The sequence below is a fragment of the Pseudomonas sp. RIT288 genome (assembly GCF_000631985.1).
In the GTDB taxonomy this organism is placed as follows: domain Bacteria; phylum Pseudomonadota; class Gammaproteobacteria; order Pseudomonadales; family Pseudomonadaceae; genus Aquipseudomonas.
The window spans coordinates 79,889-97,787 of the sequence record NZ_JFYN01000002.1 but is presented as its reverse complement, the minus strand read 5'-3'; the positions used below and the strand labels follow the sequence as shown (position 1 = coordinate 97,787).

Below are 17,899 nucleotides of genomic sequence, written 5' to 3'. Positions count from 1 at the left end.
CTTGACACAGATGCGCCGAAGAATTGATCACTCACCTCAACGTTCCGCTGACCGGTCACTCATGCTGGCGTCGATGCCATCAAGTCCTGCAGTTTGCAGTGCGGTATTCGTTGCGTGCAGACCAGCCCCGCGCACCGACAATGACTCCATGGCGTAGAGACGACTGATCAGCCTGACCGGCAATCCACTGACATCCGTCATCCATTGCAGCACTTGCTCCGGGCCGTGCAGCCCCTGCATGGCCCGATGCAAATCGGGCATCGCCACCAACATGCCGGGATGACAGCTGCGCAGGAACCGTTCGAGGCGGGCTCCACGGTTAATAAACGGCGAGAACAACAGGCAGACCCATTGGGTCTCATTCAAGCCGTACGTCGCTTGAATGCAGTTCGCCGCCGACTCGCGCAGCTCATCAAGCGCTGACTGCGGCCCCAATCGTGCCATCATCTGCTCGCATACCGGTTCCGGAACCCGTTGCTGCTGCATGGTCACCAGCATGTGCTGAACATGTTGCGAAAACCCGGCTTCATAGCTGCGGCCATCGACGATCTCGGCCTCCAGCCCGCGCAAATGGGCCTCGATCAACGGGTCGGCGTATTCGCCCTCGCCCTGGTGGAACACCCATTCCTCGGCCTGGAACCCGAGAAACTCGCTGAGCAGCGGCCAGCGCTCTTCCAGGTTGCCCACCGCCATGTCGTGAATGTCGACAAACGTGGTGCGGCGGCAGGACTCGAAACTGCCCTCGGGACGCCAGCACAACCGTTCGGCTTCGGCGTAAAAACCACGGTACAAGTCCCCTCCCAACCCGTCGAGCAAGGCGAACAACTCATCGAATGTCCCGGCATTGGGCGGTAGCGCACCGATGCCTGCCTTTTGCACCGCACGATCGAGGTTGTCGATGAATTGTTTCTGGCGTCGCAACGACTCACTGGCCACCCAGGCATCAACACCATTGCCCCAACGAGCGATCTGCCCGCAAAACTCCGCCCAGGCCAGGCAGGCGTCGTCCCACAACTCGAGCTTCTCGTCCTTGGCCCGTCGATGCCCCATCATCAGCAGGTTGGTGCGATTGGCTTGCGTACTGTCCTTGTCAGGTGGCGCCAGGTGATCGAATGGCAACACGTGACGATGATCCACCATCAGCAACTCGACACGGGGGTCGTCATACAGGAACAGGGCAGCGAAACTGCGGTGCATATTGCTGGACGCCGCCCCCGATTCGCTCCTGCGCAACGTAGCCACACGCAATTGAAAAGTGGCCGGGGCGCGGCCGGCGATACTCAGCTGCGCGGCGCGCAGCAGGGCCAAGGTGTAGCAACTGTCACGGGTACCAGACGGTGTCACCATGACCTTGTAGTCACCCATGCGTTCCATTCCTCCGGCTGCGGCCACCAACCGTTGAATCAGCAATTGCAGCGCTGTCCGTTCGGCTCTGGAAAAGAAACTCAACAGACGCTGCAATACTTGCTGGTAGACATAGTTCATTGCCTGATCATGGATCGTGCTCATCGGTACTTTACCCGGCGTAAAAAATTCATATCGCGCATCAGCAGCGATGCTGGCGCAATAAATTCATCAATAAGTAATAGACGATCAAATACTAACACTTATGGTTTTGTAGTTATTTGAAACACTTGACACAAAGAAGTCGGCGAAGCCACCACCTCAGGTGACGCAAACCCCCGCCGCCATTGAGTTTTTTCGTACATAAAAATATCTGATGAAACTTCTTACAGCGTCCCACGAATATTGAGTACAAGAAAAGCAGAACAACAATAGGAAATAACCTACAGCCATTAAACAGAAATCGCTATATCGCCCACGAAAGAAAACATTAAACGCGCAACGGGAAACAGAATGCACAGACATGGCTCATTCCTTGAGATGAAAGTAATCATTCAATTATCAGGGCTTATATGACGATTAGAAGATACAGATGGCAGACAAAAACCGGTTCAGATGTACAACCGGCCACGCACCATGCCCGGTATGTCTGATTATTTGCGAGGGGTAAAACGCAAGAGTCCGTGGGTTCACGGACTCTGTTCGGAGGGAGTTACGCGGGTTCGACCTGCAGGGCGACCCGTTCACGGCATGGGCATTCGTCCATGTAGCGATGTGCTTCGACGAAATCGTTGAACGGGAAGACCCGAGTCTTGAGTGGCAGCAGCACGCGGTCGGCCGTCAACTGATTGATATCACGCAGGGCACGTTGCAAGGCGACGTGATCCTGAACAATGCCCAACTCGGGTTTACCGGTGAAATTACCGATGCAGTGCACAAAGAACTGGATGTTCTTCTGGAACGCCGCGCAGGCCGGAAATGGTGTCTGGTTACCACCCTGCAGGCCATACAGGACCAGGCTGCCACGCGGTGCGAGGACATCGCCGAGCAACGACATCTGCGGGCCACCAAGACCGTCGAACACCACATCGACGCCACGGTTATCAGTGATCTTGTTGATTCGCATCAACAGGTCTTCTTCCTCGGTAACAATGACTTTCTCGGCGCCCAGGGACAGCAGGTATTCACGCTCATCAGCAGCTTTCGTCGCGGCAATCACCCGCACACCCAGCGCCTTTCCAAGCTGGACAAAGGAAGGACCGGCGCAATGGCTGGCATCAGTGACCAGGGCAAACTGCCCGGGCTTGACCCGCGCCAGATCGGCATAGGCGAAATAGGCGATCAACAGCGGTGTGTAATGCACGCTGGCTTCGACCGGGCTGAGCACATCCGGATAGCGGGTCAGCGCGGTACGTGGCAGCACGATCTGCTCGCCATACACCGGGTAGTCGTTGGGGCTTTCGGCCGGAAAACTGGCCACCTTGTCGCCCACCGACAGATCGTCGATACCCTCGCCGACGGCGGTCACCACGCCGGCCATTTCATGGCCGAGACCGGACGGCAGGCGTGCCTGGGACGAGGCCAGGTTCTGACGCCAGAGAATGTCGTACCAGCTGATGCCGATCGCCTCGACACGCACCTGCACTTCGCCAGGACCTGGCTGAGCGGCCGCATGCTCTTCGCATTTGAGCACCTCGGCCGGACCAAACTTGTGAAAACGGATCGTGCGGGACATCGCAAACCTCGTCAAAGTAACCTCTAATGCCCTGAACTCTATCTGGGCTTTTGACCCAAGACTATCAGTGGCTATTAATAGTCGACATGCCTGTCATTGATTCCGCAGTATGAACGGCATTGGCAAAATCGATGAAAAAATGCCGCAACCGGCCCGGTAGAGCTGAATTTAGCGGTGCAGAGTACCAGCCTTTCCCCGTAATATTCATGCCGGCCATTGTTCTCATATGGTCGCTCTCGTCAAGCTTGATGACTCTGCCAGGACTCCAGATGAATCGTAATGACCTGCGTCGTGTCGACCTGAACCTGTTGATCGTATTCGAAACATTGATGCACGAACGCAGTGTGACCCGTGCCGCGGAGAAGCTGTTTCTCGGCCAGCCGGCGATCAGTGCGGCGCTCTCGCGCCTGCGCAGCCTGTTCGATGACCCGTTGTTCGTGCGCACCGGACGCAGCATGGAACCGTCCGCCCGCGCGGTGGAAATCTTCGCCCTGCTCTCCCCGGCGCTCGACTCGATTTCAACGGCTGTCAGCCGCGCGGCGGAATTCGACCCTGCCACCAGCACCTCGGTGTTTCGCATCGGCCTGTCCGACGACGTCGAATTCGCCCTGCTGCCGATGCTGCTGAAGCGCCTGCGCGCCGAAGCACCGGGCATCGTCCTCGTCGTGCGCCGAGTCAACTACATATTGATGCCGGGCCTGCTGGCCTCCGGCGAAATCTCCATCGGCGTCAGCTACACCACCGACCTGCCGGCCAACGCCAAGCGCAAGGTGCTGCGGCGCAGCCAGCCGAAACTGCTACGCGCCGACACCGTGCCGGGGCCGCTGAGCCTGGATGACTATTGCGCACGTCCGCATGCGCTCGTGTCGTTCGCCGGCGACCTCAGTGGCTTCATCGATGAAGAGCTGGAGAAACTCGGGCGCAAGCGCCACGTGGTACTGGCCGTGCCGCAGTTCAATGGTTTGAGCACGTTGCTCGCGGGCACTGACATTGTTGCGACCGTGCCGGACTACACCGCTGATGCGCTGACCGCTGCCGGCGGCGTGCGCGCGGAAGATCCGCCGCTGCCGACGCGTACGTTTGAGCTGCATATGGCTTGGCGCGGGTCGCAGGACAACGATCCGGGGGAGCGTTGGTTGCGGTCGCGGATTCAGATGTTTTTTGGCGATCCTGAGAGTCTTTAGGCGTCGTCGGGCAGGCTATTTATCTGATCATTTTTGCCTTTCGACAAACCATGGAGCTCCATTCACTACCGTTGGATGGCTACATTGGGGGCACATCTGAGGGCATACTTTGGATGGTTTGAAAAGGATGCCCCCAGCCTGAGGTCCAACAGTTCCCTTCTAGAAATGTCACCCTTTGTTGTTCCCACACACCGCGGTCATTTGCCCTCCGGCTCTACCGCATTCTGTAGAGCCACCTTCCTCAGCAACTGATCTACGTGCTCCCTCTCCGCTCGAAGCGCCGAACGTAGCTCCTTGTTCTCTGTCTCATGAATCCGCGCCCAACGCAGGCTCGCACGGCAATTGACGACCACCGTCCACACCTTCTGCAGTTTCAAGTAGTGGGCCAACAGCAGCACAGCAATCGCCACCATCATCACCAGCGCCGCTGTCGAAATCACATCCGTCTTAGTCATGCTCAATCCTTTCGCTAGGTCATTTGTTCCAAAGACAGCCAAAGGATATGTAATGTTTTTTTACACGTATAGATTGTAGACTTGTACAGGTAAACAAATCACGCACATGGACGGCCCATGAAACGCACTCAGCAGATCAATCAGGTTCGCTGGGACCTGGCACTTCGCTATCGCTTGATCGAGACCGTGGCCTGGTGGGAGGGCCGCCTGACCACGGGCCATCTGATGCAGAGCTTCGGCATCAGTCGCCAGCAAGCATCCAAGGATATCAACACCTACATCACCGAGCATGCGCCTAAGAATCTTACATATGACAAACAACTGAAGGGCTATGTGCCGAGCAAGCACTTCAAGCCGCTGTTCATCGACGACAGTGCCAATGCCTATCTGCAACTGTTGAACCAGACCCACTCGCGGGCACCGCATGTGGAGGGGCTGGCACTCGCCTATGCACACACCAAGGTGCTGGAGGTGCCGAACCGCACAATACGCCCAGAGGTACTGAGGCCACTGCTCAAGGCATGCCGCAATGGCGAGGTGATTGCCATTGAATACGTGTCGTTAGCCAACCCAGTACCGGAGACGCGACTGATCTCGCCGCATACCTTGATCTACACAGGCATGCGCTGGCATGTACGGGCCTACTGCGAGAAGAACCGCAAGTATCGGGATTTCGTGTTGAGCAGATTCCGTGGGGAGCCGGAGTTCGAGCGAACGAGCGAGAACCTGATCGGCGATGACGAGGAATGGAACACCCTCATCGATGTGATAATCGAGCCGGATTCGCGGCTGAAACCTGACCAGAAGGCGATCATCGAAGTCGACTTCGGTATGGACGATGGCGAACTGGTCATCCCGACGCGGTGTGCGCTCGTGGGTTACGTACTGCAGCGCTACCAGATCGATCCGAAAAAGCTTGAGCCCAAGGCCCCGGCACAACAGATCGTGGTGAAGAACCTGGAGGCGTTGACCCCTTGGCTCTATGTATAAGCCCTGTTACAGGAGAGATGGCGTTGAATCGTGGCCAGTGTGCAGACATATGTAAAGTTTGTGACACACCCAAGGTGCTTGGGATGTGCGTGCACTTCAACGCCCATTGATTCACTTGCAAAAGCTTCACTTGCAGTGGCCCAGGGCCCAAGCGCCCATCCATCCGAGCCCCGGATTCGAACGTCCTCCTCTCGAACTGCAAGCCCCTTTCCAACTATGCCAGGTGTTCATCCATGACTTCGCCCCCCGAACCTGCATGGATTGTTTACCTGTGCATGTAAACACTCTAGATACACCCTGAAATCCTACATATCTTGCCCCTATCTGACACGGTTGACCTCATCGACTCAGGTCGCTGCGCCAGACCCAAAAAGTCAAATTACCCGAAAGGAACGCACCATGAAAAATCTCCTGGCAACCATTGGGCTCGTGGTGGTGATCAAGAAGGGCTACGAGTTGCACCGCGAATATTCGGAGTTAAAACGCGCCCTTTCGGCACGCGAAAAGGCTCAGTCATGAACTGCTTGTGTGTAGCCGCTATCGCCTAAAGTCAAAATGGCATTGCGCCACCATCCGAGTTAGCATGTCGCGACTCGCTTAACCTAGAAAAGGACCTTCCATGAGTGTTAGCGCCTATCTTCGCGAAAACCTCCGCTCTATCTCTTCCAAGAATGTTTCCGTTGCTCCGGGGATCGATGAAAAAAAGCTGAACAACGCACTTAAGGCCTTCGCATACAACGGGCTGCCAGGAAACGTCGTGGCATTGTTCGACAACACCCTGTTCGGTACTGGCAAGGACGGTCTGCTGTTCACTGGCGAGCAAGTGATCTACCGCTCCGGATTCGCCGACCCGATCCACTTCCCCTACGAAGATATCCGCAGCGCCAAGTACACCCAGGTGCACACCGGAAGCATGGACAAGCTCGAGCACATCCTGATCTTCGAGCGTAAGGATAATAGCCAACTGGTCATCAAGGACCTGAGTGATTGCGACTACGCAGCACTCGCATCCGTGCTGCAGGGCGTTATCGAAAACTTCACCGAGTTCCAGGACGAAAAACAGCTCATCCCTCTCGAGGAGATGGAAGAAGCAGTCAAAGTGGCTTACCTCAAAGTCATCGTGAACATGGCCTACGACAACGACTCGGTCATCGATGAAAAAGAGTTCGCGGAGATCTTGCTGTTGATGACGCGGCTGGACCTGGAACCCGAGTCGCGCTTCACTGTGCGCGCCTACATGACCGGTTTCAACCAGGCGGCAGCGCTCGATGCACTGCTTGCGGAGCTAGACAGCCATTGCCCACGGGGGCAGATTAGGCCGCTGCACATTTCTCTGACCAAAGACTTGATCAACCTGCACTTCTCCACCGGCGGCGGCTCGCTGGAGACCTTTGGCTTCCTACAAAGAAACCGTGCGCTCTTGCAGGTCGACGATGACGAGATCGACCTCGCCGTCGCGGCCATCCGTAACGACCACAGCATGCTGAAGGACGATGTCACCGATGACCAAATTGTCAGCGCGCTGAAGCTGCTTTCGGCGAAGGCCGCGGCTGTCGGCACCCCACTGGCCGCAGTGTATCTCTCGGGTTCGGTGGTAGGCATGTCTGCGGCCGGGCTGACGTCCGGCCTCGCCACGCTGGGCATGGGCGGCATACTCGGCCTGTCGGGCATGACCACGGGGATCGGTGTCGCCGTGCTGCTCGGTGTGGGCGCCTACGCAGGCGTGCGCAAACTGACGGGCGCGGACGAGCTCACGCGCTCGAAGCGACGCGAGCTGATGCTGGTCGAGGTCATCAAGCAGACCCAGGCGACCATTTCGCTGCTGATGCAGGACCTCAACCACATTACCGATCGGCTGAGCCAGGCCCTGGCCGAGCATGGCGAGCAAGGCCAGATGATCCAGCGCCTTACCTCCATGATGGGGCAGATGACCGGCGCCGGTACCGTGCTGACCAACAAGTGCGAAGCGACCCAGAGCAGCGCGACCAAACTGCGCTGCGCTCGTTTCCTCGACGACGCCAAGCTCAAGACGCTCACCAAGGAGCCTACTAAGGCAGAGCTGTTCGACTTCATCAGGTCGTTCTACGAAGAACGTTCATTCTCCCAGGAGAAGGACGGCCAGCAGTTCGAGACGCTCAAGCTCGCAATCAAACCAGGCGTTTCGCCGAAGGCGCTGGAGAACCTTGCCCGAGCCTTTGAAGCGGTCGGTTATTTCAACGTCAGCGATGTACTTGTCGGCGGCGCCGCCGACATGGCAGACAAGGCTAAGGGCAAGCTGCTCGGTCTGTTCTCATGAGCATTAAGAATGCGTCGACTGAACAGGCCCAGGCGATGCTGGTGCAAAAGCACCAGTTGAACACCGCGCTAAACCACGTAGGACTGGTCAATGGTGCACTGCAAAGCCTGCAGGTCACGCAGGCACAGAGCCGCCAGCATCTCGAACTGTTGATGCTCGAAGCTGAAACACTGGTCGAAGGGAACCAAGTGATTTTCGAGGTGGATGACGACGATGCGCTGCTTGTCGAGAGTAGTTATGCCGTACAAGAAAACATCGTGAGCGTCGGCACGCCGCTGCCAAACCTCGACTTCATCGACATGAAAGGCAAGAGCGACTGGAGTGGCTATCTCGACCAGGTCGCTTCCTATGCCCAGCGACGGCGGATCGAGTTTGGCCACGATCCGTTCCGCGACCTGATGAGCGCAAGCCAACGTATTGCGCTGGAAAGACGCATCCGCGATGAGTTCTCGTACAAGGGCGCCCAGTGCGACAAATACGACTACATGATCGCCGGCACCTGCGGCCTGATCGGCGGCCTGGTGGACGTTCTGTTCGTCGGCCTCCCAGGTCAGGGAGCACTCACCCACTTTACTGACGAGATGACCGATAACGCGGTGCGGAGGTTCGCTGCCTGGAACGGCTGGCAAGGCCCTAACAAAGGCAGTGACCCGGTAACCAGCGCCATTGGTTTCCTGGAAAGGAAGTACAAGGTCAACTACGACCATCGTCACGGCGGCGATGTCGGCGGCCTATTCAAGATGAGCACGCGCAACCACCACATCAAGAGCCTGGCGCATTCGCCGGACCTAGTCGGGTTGTTCTTTTCGATACTGGATCAGTTCACCAGTAGCGCACATTTCGTCGATGGCGGCCGAATCATCAGTGTCGATACCGAAACGTTCGAGCTCAAGGGCTCGAACCTGGTGGCTAAGCTGTTCTGCGGCTGCATGAATTGGCTGGGGCACCTGTTCTCGGATGTGGCCGGCTCCTCTGGCGCAAAAACGCGAGGGTCGGGTATTCCGATTCCTTTTTACTCGCTACTGCAGTTCATCAACCTCGGCGAGTTTGGACAGCATCGGCAAACCTTCGCCACGATCGCCGTCCAGGTGTTCGAAAAGGGCTACGACCTGCGTCACGGCCTGGCAATGGCTATTCCGGTGATGCTTAGCGAAATGTTGACCCGAGTGATGTGGGTCGTGAAGCAGCGCTTCTATCACGAGAAGGAATGGGCTGAGTGCATTCCATCGGCCACTAATCCCGAACTTCAGCGGATGCTGCTAATGGCACACGGCACCCTCTGCGTGGTAGATGGCGCCGATGCGGCGATTCGCTCGGGCGGCGACATGATCCAGTTCATGTTGCGCTCAAACCTCATTGCCTGGGCGCGCTTCGGCACACTGGCACTCAAGGAACTCAACTCCTGGTACCAGGACGGAAGGCTCGACATCAAGGCCGTCGATACCTACCTGGACGCTGAGTACGAGCGGCTAGTGGCGAGTGCGTGACAGATTCAAAGATTTAAAGCTTGGCAGATATGAAGGAGAGACCGCCGGACTACCGCCCGTACGGCCGCCTTATCGCAGGCCACCCAATGCGCCGCTAGCAGACGGAAGCAAAGCCATACAGCCACAACTCAGAACTCTGATAGTTATCAAATTCGCGCCCGCGGCCCTGCCCTCTGGCGCGTAGTGAAATCCGTGCGCAACGAATGCGAACGCAGTTGATCCAGTGAGAGCAGTCATGGAAAAAAAAGTACTTGGTGTTTTGCAGAATTTCCATTCCGAAGGTCTTTACGTTGCCCCAGACATTCCACGCAAGAAGGCCGATAACGCCGCCGCGTCGTATGGCATGCCCTCTTCCGCGAAAGTGTTCGCCATCGTTGATTCGACGGTTTTCGGTTCGGCCAAGAACGGCCTGGCGTTTACCTCACATGGCCTGTTCTGGAAAAACGACTGGACTACCACCTCGGCTAAAACTCATATGCCGTGGGAAGAGTTCAAAGCCACGACTCAGGGTCGGGCCACAAAAGGCTCTGAACTGTTCTTGGGTAATGGCTGCGCGTTCGGCATGGCCGGTTCGAGCATGAAGCCCGAGGCTCTGCTGCAACTGCTGGAGAAGTTAGCGGAGCAGTTGCAGGAACCTGCCGAGCCGGTGGGGCATGCAGTCGAGGCGCCCATTGGGCAGCCTGCTGCCGGCCAGGCGCCAGTTGTACGCGAAGAGCCTATCAGCGCCCCGCCTGCAGCTGTTATTCCTCCTCGGCCACCGCAACCTGAGCCTGAGCCTATCCGCAAGCCCGCGTTCGAAGGCAGCTATCAGCAAGATCAGCTGCAGATCCTCAATGCAGTGGCCAAGCGACACAGGTTGTCCCACCAGATCCAGGTGGCACCCTCGATCAAGGTGTACAAGGTCGAGAAGGTCATCGAGATATCGGCTGGGCAGATCAAGCCATACGACATCCTGATGATCGTCGATAAAACCTTCCTGCAGACTGCCAAGGACTTCTTGGTGGTGACCGCTCAGGCAGTGTGGGCCAAGGGGACACTTCGCAAACTCGAGCAATTCCCGATCAGCGAGATTCGCAGCATTCGCTGCGAGGCGAAGAATCTCTACATCAACGACTACGATTTCCAGTACTTCGATCAGCTTTCAGAGAACGAAGTGCTGGTGATGACCAACATGCTCAAAGAGCTGGTTGTGGCGTTGGGCAACCTGCAGCAGCGCTCGGTTGGCGGGGGCGAACCACAGCTACCTCACCTGCTAGACAACGTTCTGTCTGCGATATACGACGATGTCATCAACGATGCCGTCAGCCGTATGCGCCTGGACAATCCACAAGGTCGAGAGCTCATTACGGCACTGACTGACTGCTGCTTCGCCACATTCTTGCTGGTGAGCGCTCGCCTACAAGAGCATCAGAGCTCAGACCGTGCAGAGATGCTGGGGCAATACCTGCTGGCACAAACCCTGGCGACTGTGTTCGCGCTCCGAAGCAGTGACGAGTTGTGGAGCAGCCTGGAACTACAAGTAGCGTACATGATGATTCAGGGACGGTTGATTTACCGCGTGTTCGGGCAGACCGAGCGGGCCGGTATCGATATGTATCCTGGGCAAGAGTGCTATGTGCAAGCGCTTAGAAGTGTGATGGAGGCAGGTAGTCTTGATGACGGCCTGGATGCGCTACGCGACGTGCTGGGGGAGATTACGCGGGCGAATCAAAAAGCAATTGAGGCTGCGTTTGAATGTGCCGATCAAGTTCAAGAGATGTTTATTGAAGGGTTGTAAGTAGCGGTCTTCCAGGGTTGAAGCGGGCAGACGGGGGGGGCAAGCCCGCCGTCTGCTAGGTGCGAATACAGAGATGCTGCCAACTGAGCCATGTTTATCGCAGTGCCAAGCTACACAGGCAGGTAGAAAATCGCACCGGCCGCTTTGCGTTAGGCGGGCCGGACAAGAACTGGGCTGCACATAACCTGCTTTGATTCCAGATCACCGAGGGAGAACGTCTGGGCGTTCCAGTACCCTACCCTACCCAGTTTGGACGTACACCGAAAGCCATCCAGAGCCATCCAGAGCCATTCTGGATTTCGTCAGGAATCGCCATTCGTGATCGCTCATGTAAGGCTTCTGAGTGGGGGCAAAATTGGGGGCATATTAGGATTTTTTTAAACTGAAACTACCGAGCTAGAGCCAAGTCAAAATGTTTTTTGGCGACCCTGAGAGTCTTTAGGCGTTGTCTGGCAGGCTGTTCGGCTGATCATTTCTGCCTTTCCACAAACCATGGAGCTCCATTCACTTCCAGTGGATTGCTACGTTGGGGGCACATCTGAGGGCATGCTTTGGATGGTTTGAAAAGGATGCCCCCAGCCTGAGGCCAAGCAGGCTATTGATGAGGATGGGTGGACTGAGGGAGATATGAACCCTCGACCCTACCCCGTAAAAACAACCGAAACGCATCTAGTCGTCGAGAGCTACTCCGCTTCGCTACATTTACCCGGCGAACCGTCGCATTCATTAGAATCAAGCATTTTACTTTCCTTATATTTATCTATGAATTTCTTACTTTCCACCCCCCAGTCATTTTTATGCAGGAACCAATCATCCGAGAGCGCACTATGAGTGAGATTCCGCATAGCCCTATCGAAATCAGAGAACAGATCATCGACGACATCCAATGGAAGTTCAACTCTAACCAGATGAGAGCTGGTCATAGTTTGCGGTGCCACATGGAGCTCTGGCACAGTGCACCCAACGCCCAGTGATCCAAGTGATGAGCAAGCACTTAGCAGTGGTAAGGCCAGCAATGAACCAGTTTGTATTTCAGCGACCTTTGCATCTAACGCCCCTTAAAAGGGCGCGCAGCTTAAAGCGCAATGGCGCATCACACTAGCTTGCCTTTTAAAGAAGGTGTGTCCAATCATGGCTGAAATCCGGCAGCGCCCATGCGTTGCAAGCTGCCAGGAGCATCCGTGGTCTCGTATCTTCCCTGAGAGGCGTACGAAAGATCTCGAAACGTTCCAGACAGCCTTTGAAGCGAAGTCTCAATTATGGCCAACTGGCACCACTGCCCTTCTCTCTCCTCTCGCTTCAGCAATGAACTCCGCTTCCCAGCTTCATTGCATGCTCGGTTCTTGGCGATCTTAAATTTTATTTAAAATCAAAATACTCAATCATCATTTTCATTGGCGTCATCATATCCACTTTCAAGAATCCCAGCACCTCAAGAAACCATGAAAGATTATCTCCCATTACAGAAACTTCATCTTCATCATTTGACAGCAGGCAGATAGCTAGCCGCGCCAGTAATACGTCCTTATCTTGAAAGTCACGTATTGCGCCTTTCTCATCGATTTTCGCCCACCAAACCGAAGCCTCGGCCTTACAGACTTCAATTGGGATCTTGCCATTTACATAGTCTTTTGCAAGACGCAAAGGATCATCCTCACAATCAGAGAATTTTATACCCAATGCATCCACAACCTTGACCAAAAATCCGATCTGTTGCTTAAGCGCTTCGCGATTGTCAGATGGCCGAATAATCGCGCCAACGTTATATTTCTTAAAATCAATTTGATTCATACGACGTTAACCTTGAAATGTTGTAAAAGGTCGGCACACGAGGAGCAAGGAGCCTTGTTTGTGCCATGACCATTTCCGGAGCCACCAATATTAACGGTCCGAATGGTTCCTCCAGCAGGATCAATGCCTGCATTCATAGCTTTATCCAAGCAAACCACCTCTGCGCATCCGCCGTGCCATTGGGCGCGTTTATCTGCTGGCGTACCCATCAGCCCCGCCGTTACCTGGGAATATGCGGCACTTCTTCACCGCTTACACCCGTAATAACGTGGTCTCCTTGGCGAAACTCAGATGCCGCCCCAGATGTTTTCCCTCCTGCTACCGCTGCGTCTGCTGCACCTTCGGCAGTGTTGGTTTTTTTGGAGCCAGATGTAGTGCCTTTTCGAGACAGTCCCAAAGCATCGGTCCAACCTGTGGGATTCGGTGCGCACTGATAAAGGTTCAACCCGGCATCGTAACTGAGCGGATCCTTACTGATGAACCGCCCTACCGTGGGGTCATAGTACCGATGTCGGTTGTAATGCAGTCCCGTCTCATGATCATGATATTGGCCCTGGAAGCGTATAGGGTTCATCACCCCATTCTGCCGCGCCCATCCTGAGTGCTGTTCCGTCGCCTGCCCCATGCCTTGTATTGCGCAGCCCAAGCCACGCTGCCTTGATAGTCAGTCAGTTCTTGGGGCGTACCTAAGTGATCGCACTGATACCAAGCCAACGCATCAAACGGTAACGCGCTAGCCTTGTGATTCCACAGCGGATCTTCATCAAGGCTGTATTCACCACTGTAGTCCGGCTGGCCCATGAGGTTGATCGGTGCGTGGCGCACAGCTTGAGCGACCGGGACGAAGGTGCCTGGTTCGAATATGTAGTGAACCGTGCGACCCGGCTCACCATCGGCCTGCGCTGAGCTACTTTCCCAGGCGAGGTTGTCGCCGTCCCACCCATACAAGGTGAAACCGCAACCCAGTTCTCGCTGTTTGCGAGCATGAGCCCTGCCCCCTCCCGCCAGATCCGATGAGGAGTTACACTGAAAGCCATCGACGACCACCCTGCTCCGCCTCAGAGATCGCCAATCTCGATCATCCGCATATCCCACGCTACGGGGGGGCAAAACTGGTGGCATATTTTAGTTTTTCCGACCTAAAAATACTGCGCTAGAGCCCAGTCAAAATGTTCTTTGGCGATCCCGACAGCCTTTAGGCGACGCCGGATAGACTGTTTATCTGATCATTTCTGCCTTTCCACAAACCATGGAGCTGAATTCACTTCCAGTCGATTACTACATTGGGGGCACATCTGAGGGCATGCTTTGGATGGTTTGAAAAGGATGCCCCCAGCCTAAAGTCCAACAGCCCTTTTTCGGAAAAGTCATACGCTACTGCTCGCAAACCAGCATCGCACCAACTGTTTTGATCATTAGCAATAGAATGTAGGCCCTACTCCACTACGCTGAAAACGCCTTTTTTACGCGCAACTACGCGAAATCCGAGCCCTGAGCCTTTTGTTCAACGCAAAGATTTCAATCTCAAGCGCGTATTTTTTGACGTGGAAACCAGGTCGGCGATCGACTCGGTGCCGTACTGTCCTCGACCTACGAGCACCCATCGACCGAGTCGATGACGTCTTTTCCTGCGTATGCGGCAACGGAGACGCGCCCATCACATGAAAGTCGGAGTACTTTCAGCCAACGACGACAGGCAGGAACCGGCCGAGGCTGTGCAAACACGATTTGGATTGGCGCATCTGCCTGAATCGTGTGGAAAATCACGTTCCTACGTAAAACTCAGCTCTACTGAGTAGCGGATCTTCACCAGATTTCACTTACTGGATCGTTTTCGCATCTCTTGGTTCATTTCCGCCCCCCTGTGGGAACTGGTACCGACGACTGACTGGGCACTCTGTCGCATGGCGAGCTCAGGGTCGGCGAGAGATCGCCATTCGCAGGTGCAGCCCACAGGCTCACCCGTTGGTCTTCGATCCGATTTATCGCAGCCAGAAAACCACCAGTGAGGCTCGTTCCGGGCCAGGTTTGTCCATCGCCGATGGCAATTGCCAATCGTATCGGGTCCCGGATCGTTTTGAGCTTTTCGGATGACATGAACCAGAGCGGACTGTGCGTTTCATTCTGGTTGAAACGGCGACTGACGGCCCGAGCTTGCGGTGCTGCTTATCCAAGATGTGGTTTTAGCATGTCCCACGCATCGGTGGTAAATCGGTAACTTCTGTCCGACTGAAAAGCGATCACACCCACCTCGGCTAGACGCTTGAGTACTTCCCGCACACTGACAATCGTCAGTTCGGAAGAAGACGCTTTTATATAAGCATGCACGCCCTGCACACCGATCAAACGTTCCTCCTGCGTAGCCAGGACTAATGCATTGATCACCTTCAAACGAAAGAGACTGGTACGCAGTCCGTAAACACACAGCATCTCGCGGATATGGCGGTTCGTACTGTAATCAAATTCGAGTGCGAGTTGATTGGTCGTGGCCTGAAACGGACGACACCTGTCAGTGGAGGTAAATCCCTGCTTGTCCAGCATGCGAATATTCTCTTTCCGAAATGTTCAAATGGGGTTGCTACGTCTGCCGTAGCAACCCTTCCCGTATTCGTCAGAAGTCGACGGTGGCCGACAGCTGCAAGGTTCGCGGATAACCCGGGGAGAATGCGCCGTACGAAGCAACGCCCGACCAGTACTCACGATCAAACACGTTCTGAACGGTGGCCCGAAACGTCGTCGGCCGGCCTTCAATTTTGGTGGCATAACGCGCGCCGGCATCGAAGCGGGTCCAGGAGCCCAGTTCCTGCGTATTGGCCTGGTTGACGTACTGGCTGTCGGTGTAGATTGCGCCGCCAGTGAGGGTGAAGCCCTCCAGCCATGGCGTATCCCATTCGGCCCAAACGTTGGCTTGCACATCCGGCACGCCGACCGGTTTGTTGCCACGGTTGGCCTGGGTCGCCGAATCGGTCAGTTTGCCGTCGAGCACGGTCACGCCGCCCATCAGGCGAGTGCCCGGTAGCACTTCGCCGAACATGCTCAACTCGACACCACGGTTGCGCTGCTCGGCCTGCACCGAGAACACGTTGTCGGCACCGACTTCGCCACTGGGTTTCTCGATCTGGAACAACGCCAGCGTGGTCATGAACGTGCCGTGTTCGTATTTGACGCCGACCTCATGCTGCTTCGACTCGTACGGCGCGAAGGTCTCGCCAGCGTTGGCCGCCGTGCCCGGGGCGATGTCACCCTTGCTCAAGCCTTCTACATAATTGTAGTAGAGCGAAACGTCTTCCCAGGGCTTGACCACCACGCCGACCAGCGGGGTAGTGGCGTTGTCCTTATATTTCGAGCTGACCGCACCGGCGGCGTTGTAGTTACGCGATTCGATGTCCTGGCGCCGTACCCCAAGGGTCAACTGGAAGCGGTCATCGAGCATCGACATCGTGTCGGTCAACGCCACGCCGGACAGCTTCGATTCGGACACGCGCAACACTTTTGGCGAATTGATGTACTGCTGCGGCCTGTCGATCGGGTGGTAGATATTCGACAGGATGGCCGTGCCGTTGTTGATGCCGCGTGACAGTTCATCCTGATACCGGGTCGCCATCACCGTAGTGGTGTGAGTGATCGGGCCAGTGGCAAACACACCACGCATACCGACGTCTGCCGTCGAGCGATCAACGTTGAATTTGTAGTAGCCGGGAATGTTGCTGGTATCACCGGCGTCGTTGAGGATTCTCGGCACCTGGTCGGACAGGCGCTTGACGTCGGACTTGCCGCCACCGGCATGGGCGAACACGGTGACGTTGTCGGTCAGGTCATATTCACCACCGAGCAACGCCGACTGCTCTTTGGTGTCCGACCAGCCCCAGTCTTGCGAGTGATTGGTGCGGCCGTTCGGCGCAGACGGCACATCAACGCCCGGCGCAATGGTGAAGGGCCGCGAAGCGCCCTCCCAGCTTTCTTTCTGGCTGATGTAGTCGAGGTTCAGGCGCAGGCGCTCGCCGCGATAATCCAGAGCGATTGCACCGATACCGAGGTCGCGGTGCTGATCATCAATCGCCGTGTCGCCGCCTTGCAAGTTGCCGTTGAAACGTACGCCGAACTGGTTTTCCGAGCCGAAGCGCCGGCTCAGGTCCAGATGCCCACCGACCTGAGAATCCGAGGCATAGGTGCCGGTGAACCGGGTCAGGTCTTCATCCAGCGGCCGCTTGGGCACGATGTTGATCACACCGCCGACACCGCTGTTCGGCGAGATGCCGTACATCAGCGCGCCCGGCCCCTTGAGCACTTCAACGCGCTCGGCGTAGTCGGTGAACACCCGATAATTCGGCGCGACACCGTAGACGCCGTCGAACGCCAGCTCACCAAGGTTGCCTTCGCCAATCGGGAAGCCACGGATGAAAAACGAATCGACGATTCCGCCGGTCTGGCCAGTCGAGCGCACCGAAGGGTCGCGTTCCAAGGCGTCGGCGACAGTCACGGTTTGCAGATCGGCGAGGGTTTTTGCGGTGTAACTGGTGACGCTGAACGGCGTGTCCGTCACGTCTTTGTTGCCCATCATGCCCAGCCGTGCGCCGCGAGCCACCTGACCACCGGCGAGGGCTTCCGGTAACGCAGTCGCGCCGTTGTAACGGGCGTTGACGTTGGTGGTGTCGAGGGTCAGCGCGTCCGGCGCGGCGTTCGCAGTGGGGTCGGCGGCAACGCCTGGTTGCTCGGGGCTGGCGGCCCAAGCGTTGGCGCTTCCTGCGACCAAAACGAAATTCAGCATGGCGGTACGCACGGCGAGTTTTAACACCCGCTCACCGCAAGGACGACTGACAACAGGCATGACGTGAGGATC

11 protein-coding genes and 1 pseudogene are annotated in these 17,899 nt (G+C 56.3%); 5 read left to right on the top strand and 7 right to left on the bottom strand.

Translation table 11 applies throughout. From position 1 onward, the window contains the following. Positions 1-36 precede the first annotated feature (36 nt). Together BW33_RS03970 and BW33_RS03965 are read right to left on the bottom strand one after the other, a co-directional pair. Complete coding sequence (locus BW33_RS03970; protein WP_047597205.1) at positions 37-1,509, bottom strand: hypothetical protein; 1,473 nt, start codon at positions 1,507-1,509, stop codon at positions 37-39. A gap of 547 nt (positions 1,510-2,056) precedes the next feature. Continuing rightward, entirely contained in the window at positions 2,057-3,079 is a 1,023-nt protein-coding gene (locus BW33_RS03965; protein WP_047597204.1) for a zinc-dependent alcohol dehydrogenase family protein, read from the bottom strand. A gap of 269 nt (positions 3,080-3,348) precedes the next feature. Here BW33_RS03965 and BW33_RS03960 point away from each other — a divergent pair, with 269 nt between their 5' ends. Continuing rightward, the gene (locus BW33_RS03960) at positions 3,349-4,263 is read left to right on the top strand and encodes a LysR family transcriptional regulator (RefSeq protein WP_027612769.1); all 915 of its coding nucleotides are present in this window, start codon (positions 3,349-3,351) and stop codon (positions 4,261-4,263) included. 197 nt (positions 4,264-4,460) lie between these two features. Here the strand turns inward: BW33_RS03960 and BW33_RS03955 are convergent, their stop codons facing one another. Beyond that, positions 4,461-4,718 (bottom strand): hypothetical protein, encoded by a 258-nt coding sequence (locus BW33_RS03955; RefSeq protein WP_047597201.1) that lies wholly within the window; start codon positions 4,716-4,718, stop codon positions 4,461-4,463. 117 nt (positions 4,719-4,835) lie between these two features. Between BW33_RS03955 and BW33_RS03950 the strand changes: the two genes are divergently transcribed. The 4 genes from BW33_RS03950 to BW33_RS03935 all read left to right on the top strand — a co-directional run bounded on the left by BW33_RS03950 (position 4,836) and on the right by BW33_RS03935 (position 11,268). Beyond that, the gene (locus BW33_RS03950) at positions 4,836-5,708 is read left to right on the top strand and encodes a helix-turn-helix transcriptional regulator (RefSeq protein ID WP_027605750.1); all 873 of its coding nucleotides are present in this window, start codon (positions 4,836-4,838) and stop codon (positions 5,706-5,708) included. 619 nt (positions 5,709-6,327) lie between these two features. Then, positions 6,328-8,004: a hypothetical protein gene (locus BW33_RS03945; protein WP_047597200.1), complete on the top strand. Its 1,677-nt coding sequence runs from the start codon at positions 6,328-6,330 to the stop codon at positions 8,002-8,004. Next, positions 8,001-9,491, top strand: coding sequence for a hypothetical protein (locus BW33_RS03940; RefSeq protein ID WP_047597198.1), 1,491 nt, complete (start codon positions 8,001-8,003; stop codon positions 9,489-9,491). Before BW33_RS03945 ends, BW33_RS03940 begins: the two co-directional genes overlap by 4 nt. Positions 9,492-9,726: 235 nt before the next feature. Next, positions 9,727-11,268, top strand: a complete 1,542-nt coding sequence (locus BW33_RS03935) for a hypothetical protein (protein WP_047597197.1) — start codon at positions 9,727-9,729, stop codon at positions 11,266-11,268. 1,359 nt (positions 11,269-12,627) lie between these two features. Here BW33_RS03935 and BW33_RS03930 read toward each other — a convergent pair. The 4 genes and pseudogenes from BW33_RS03930 to BW33_RS03915 form a co-directional block, all read right to left on the bottom strand. After that, the gene (locus BW33_RS03930) at positions 12,628-13,059 is read right to left on the bottom strand and encodes a hypothetical protein (protein WP_047597195.1); all 432 of its coding nucleotides are present in this window, start codon (positions 13,057-13,059) and stop codon (positions 12,628-12,630) included. A 382-nt stretch (positions 13,060-13,441) separates the two neighbouring features. Continuing rightward, a pseudogene (locus tag BW33_RS03925) lies at positions 13,442-14,043 on the bottom strand (RHS repeat-associated core domain-containing protein); the annotation flags it as partial. 1,182 nt (positions 14,044-15,225) lie between these two features. Next, a complete protein-coding gene (locus tag BW33_RS03920) occupies positions 15,226-15,600 on the bottom strand; it encodes a hypothetical protein (protein WP_047597193.1) in 375 nt (124 codons plus the stop codon). A gap of 70 nt (positions 15,601-15,670) precedes the next feature. Then, positions 15,671-17,887, bottom strand: coding sequence for a TonB-dependent receptor (locus tag BW33_RS03915; RefSeq protein WP_047597192.1), 2,217 nt, complete (start codon positions 17,885-17,887; stop codon positions 15,671-15,673). Positions 17,888-17,899: the final 12 nt, after the last annotated feature.

Bases quoted from the DNA above. Each gene is read 5' to 3' on its own strand.
- BW33_RS03970 (WP_047597205.1), bottom strand. From the start codon at position 1,509: ATGAGCACGATCCATGATCAGGCAATGAACTATGTCTACCAGCAAGTA.
- BW33_RS03965 (WP_047597204.1), bottom strand. From the start codon at position 3,079: ATGTCCCGCACGATCCGTTTTCACAAGTTTGGTCCGGCCGAGGTGCTC.
- BW33_RS03960 (WP_027612769.1), top strand. From the start codon at position 3,349: ATGAATCGTAATGACCTGCGTCGTGTCGACCTGAACCTGTTGATCGTA.
- BW33_RS03955 (WP_047597201.1), bottom strand. From the start codon at position 4,718: ATGACTAAGACGGATGTGATTTCGACAGCGGCGCTGGTGATGATGGTG.
- BW33_RS03950 (WP_027605750.1), top strand. From the start codon at position 4,836: ATGAAACGCACTCAGCAGATCAATCAGGTTCGCTGGGACCTGGCACTT.
- BW33_RS03945 (WP_047597200.1), top strand. From the start codon at position 6,328: ATGAGTGTTAGCGCCTATCTTCGCGAAAACCTCCGCTCTATCTCTTCC.
- BW33_RS03940 (WP_047597198.1), top strand. From the start codon at position 8,001: ATGAGCATTAAGAATGCGTCGACTGAACAGGCCCAGGCGATGCTGGTG.
- BW33_RS03935 (WP_047597197.1), top strand. From the start codon at position 9,727: ATGGAAAAAAAAGTACTTGGTGTTTTGCAGAATTTCCATTCCGAAGGT.
- BW33_RS03930 (WP_047597195.1), bottom strand. From the start codon at position 13,059: ATGAATCAAATTGATTTTAAGAAATATAACGTTGGCGCGATTATTCGG.
- BW33_RS03920 (WP_047597193.1), bottom strand. From the start codon at position 15,600: ATGCTGGACAAGCAGGGATTTACCTCCACTGACAGGTGTCGTCCGTTT.
- BW33_RS03915 (WP_047597192.1), bottom strand. From the start codon at position 17,887: ATGCCTGTTGTCAGTCGTCCTTGCGGTGAGCGGGTGTTAAAACTCGCC.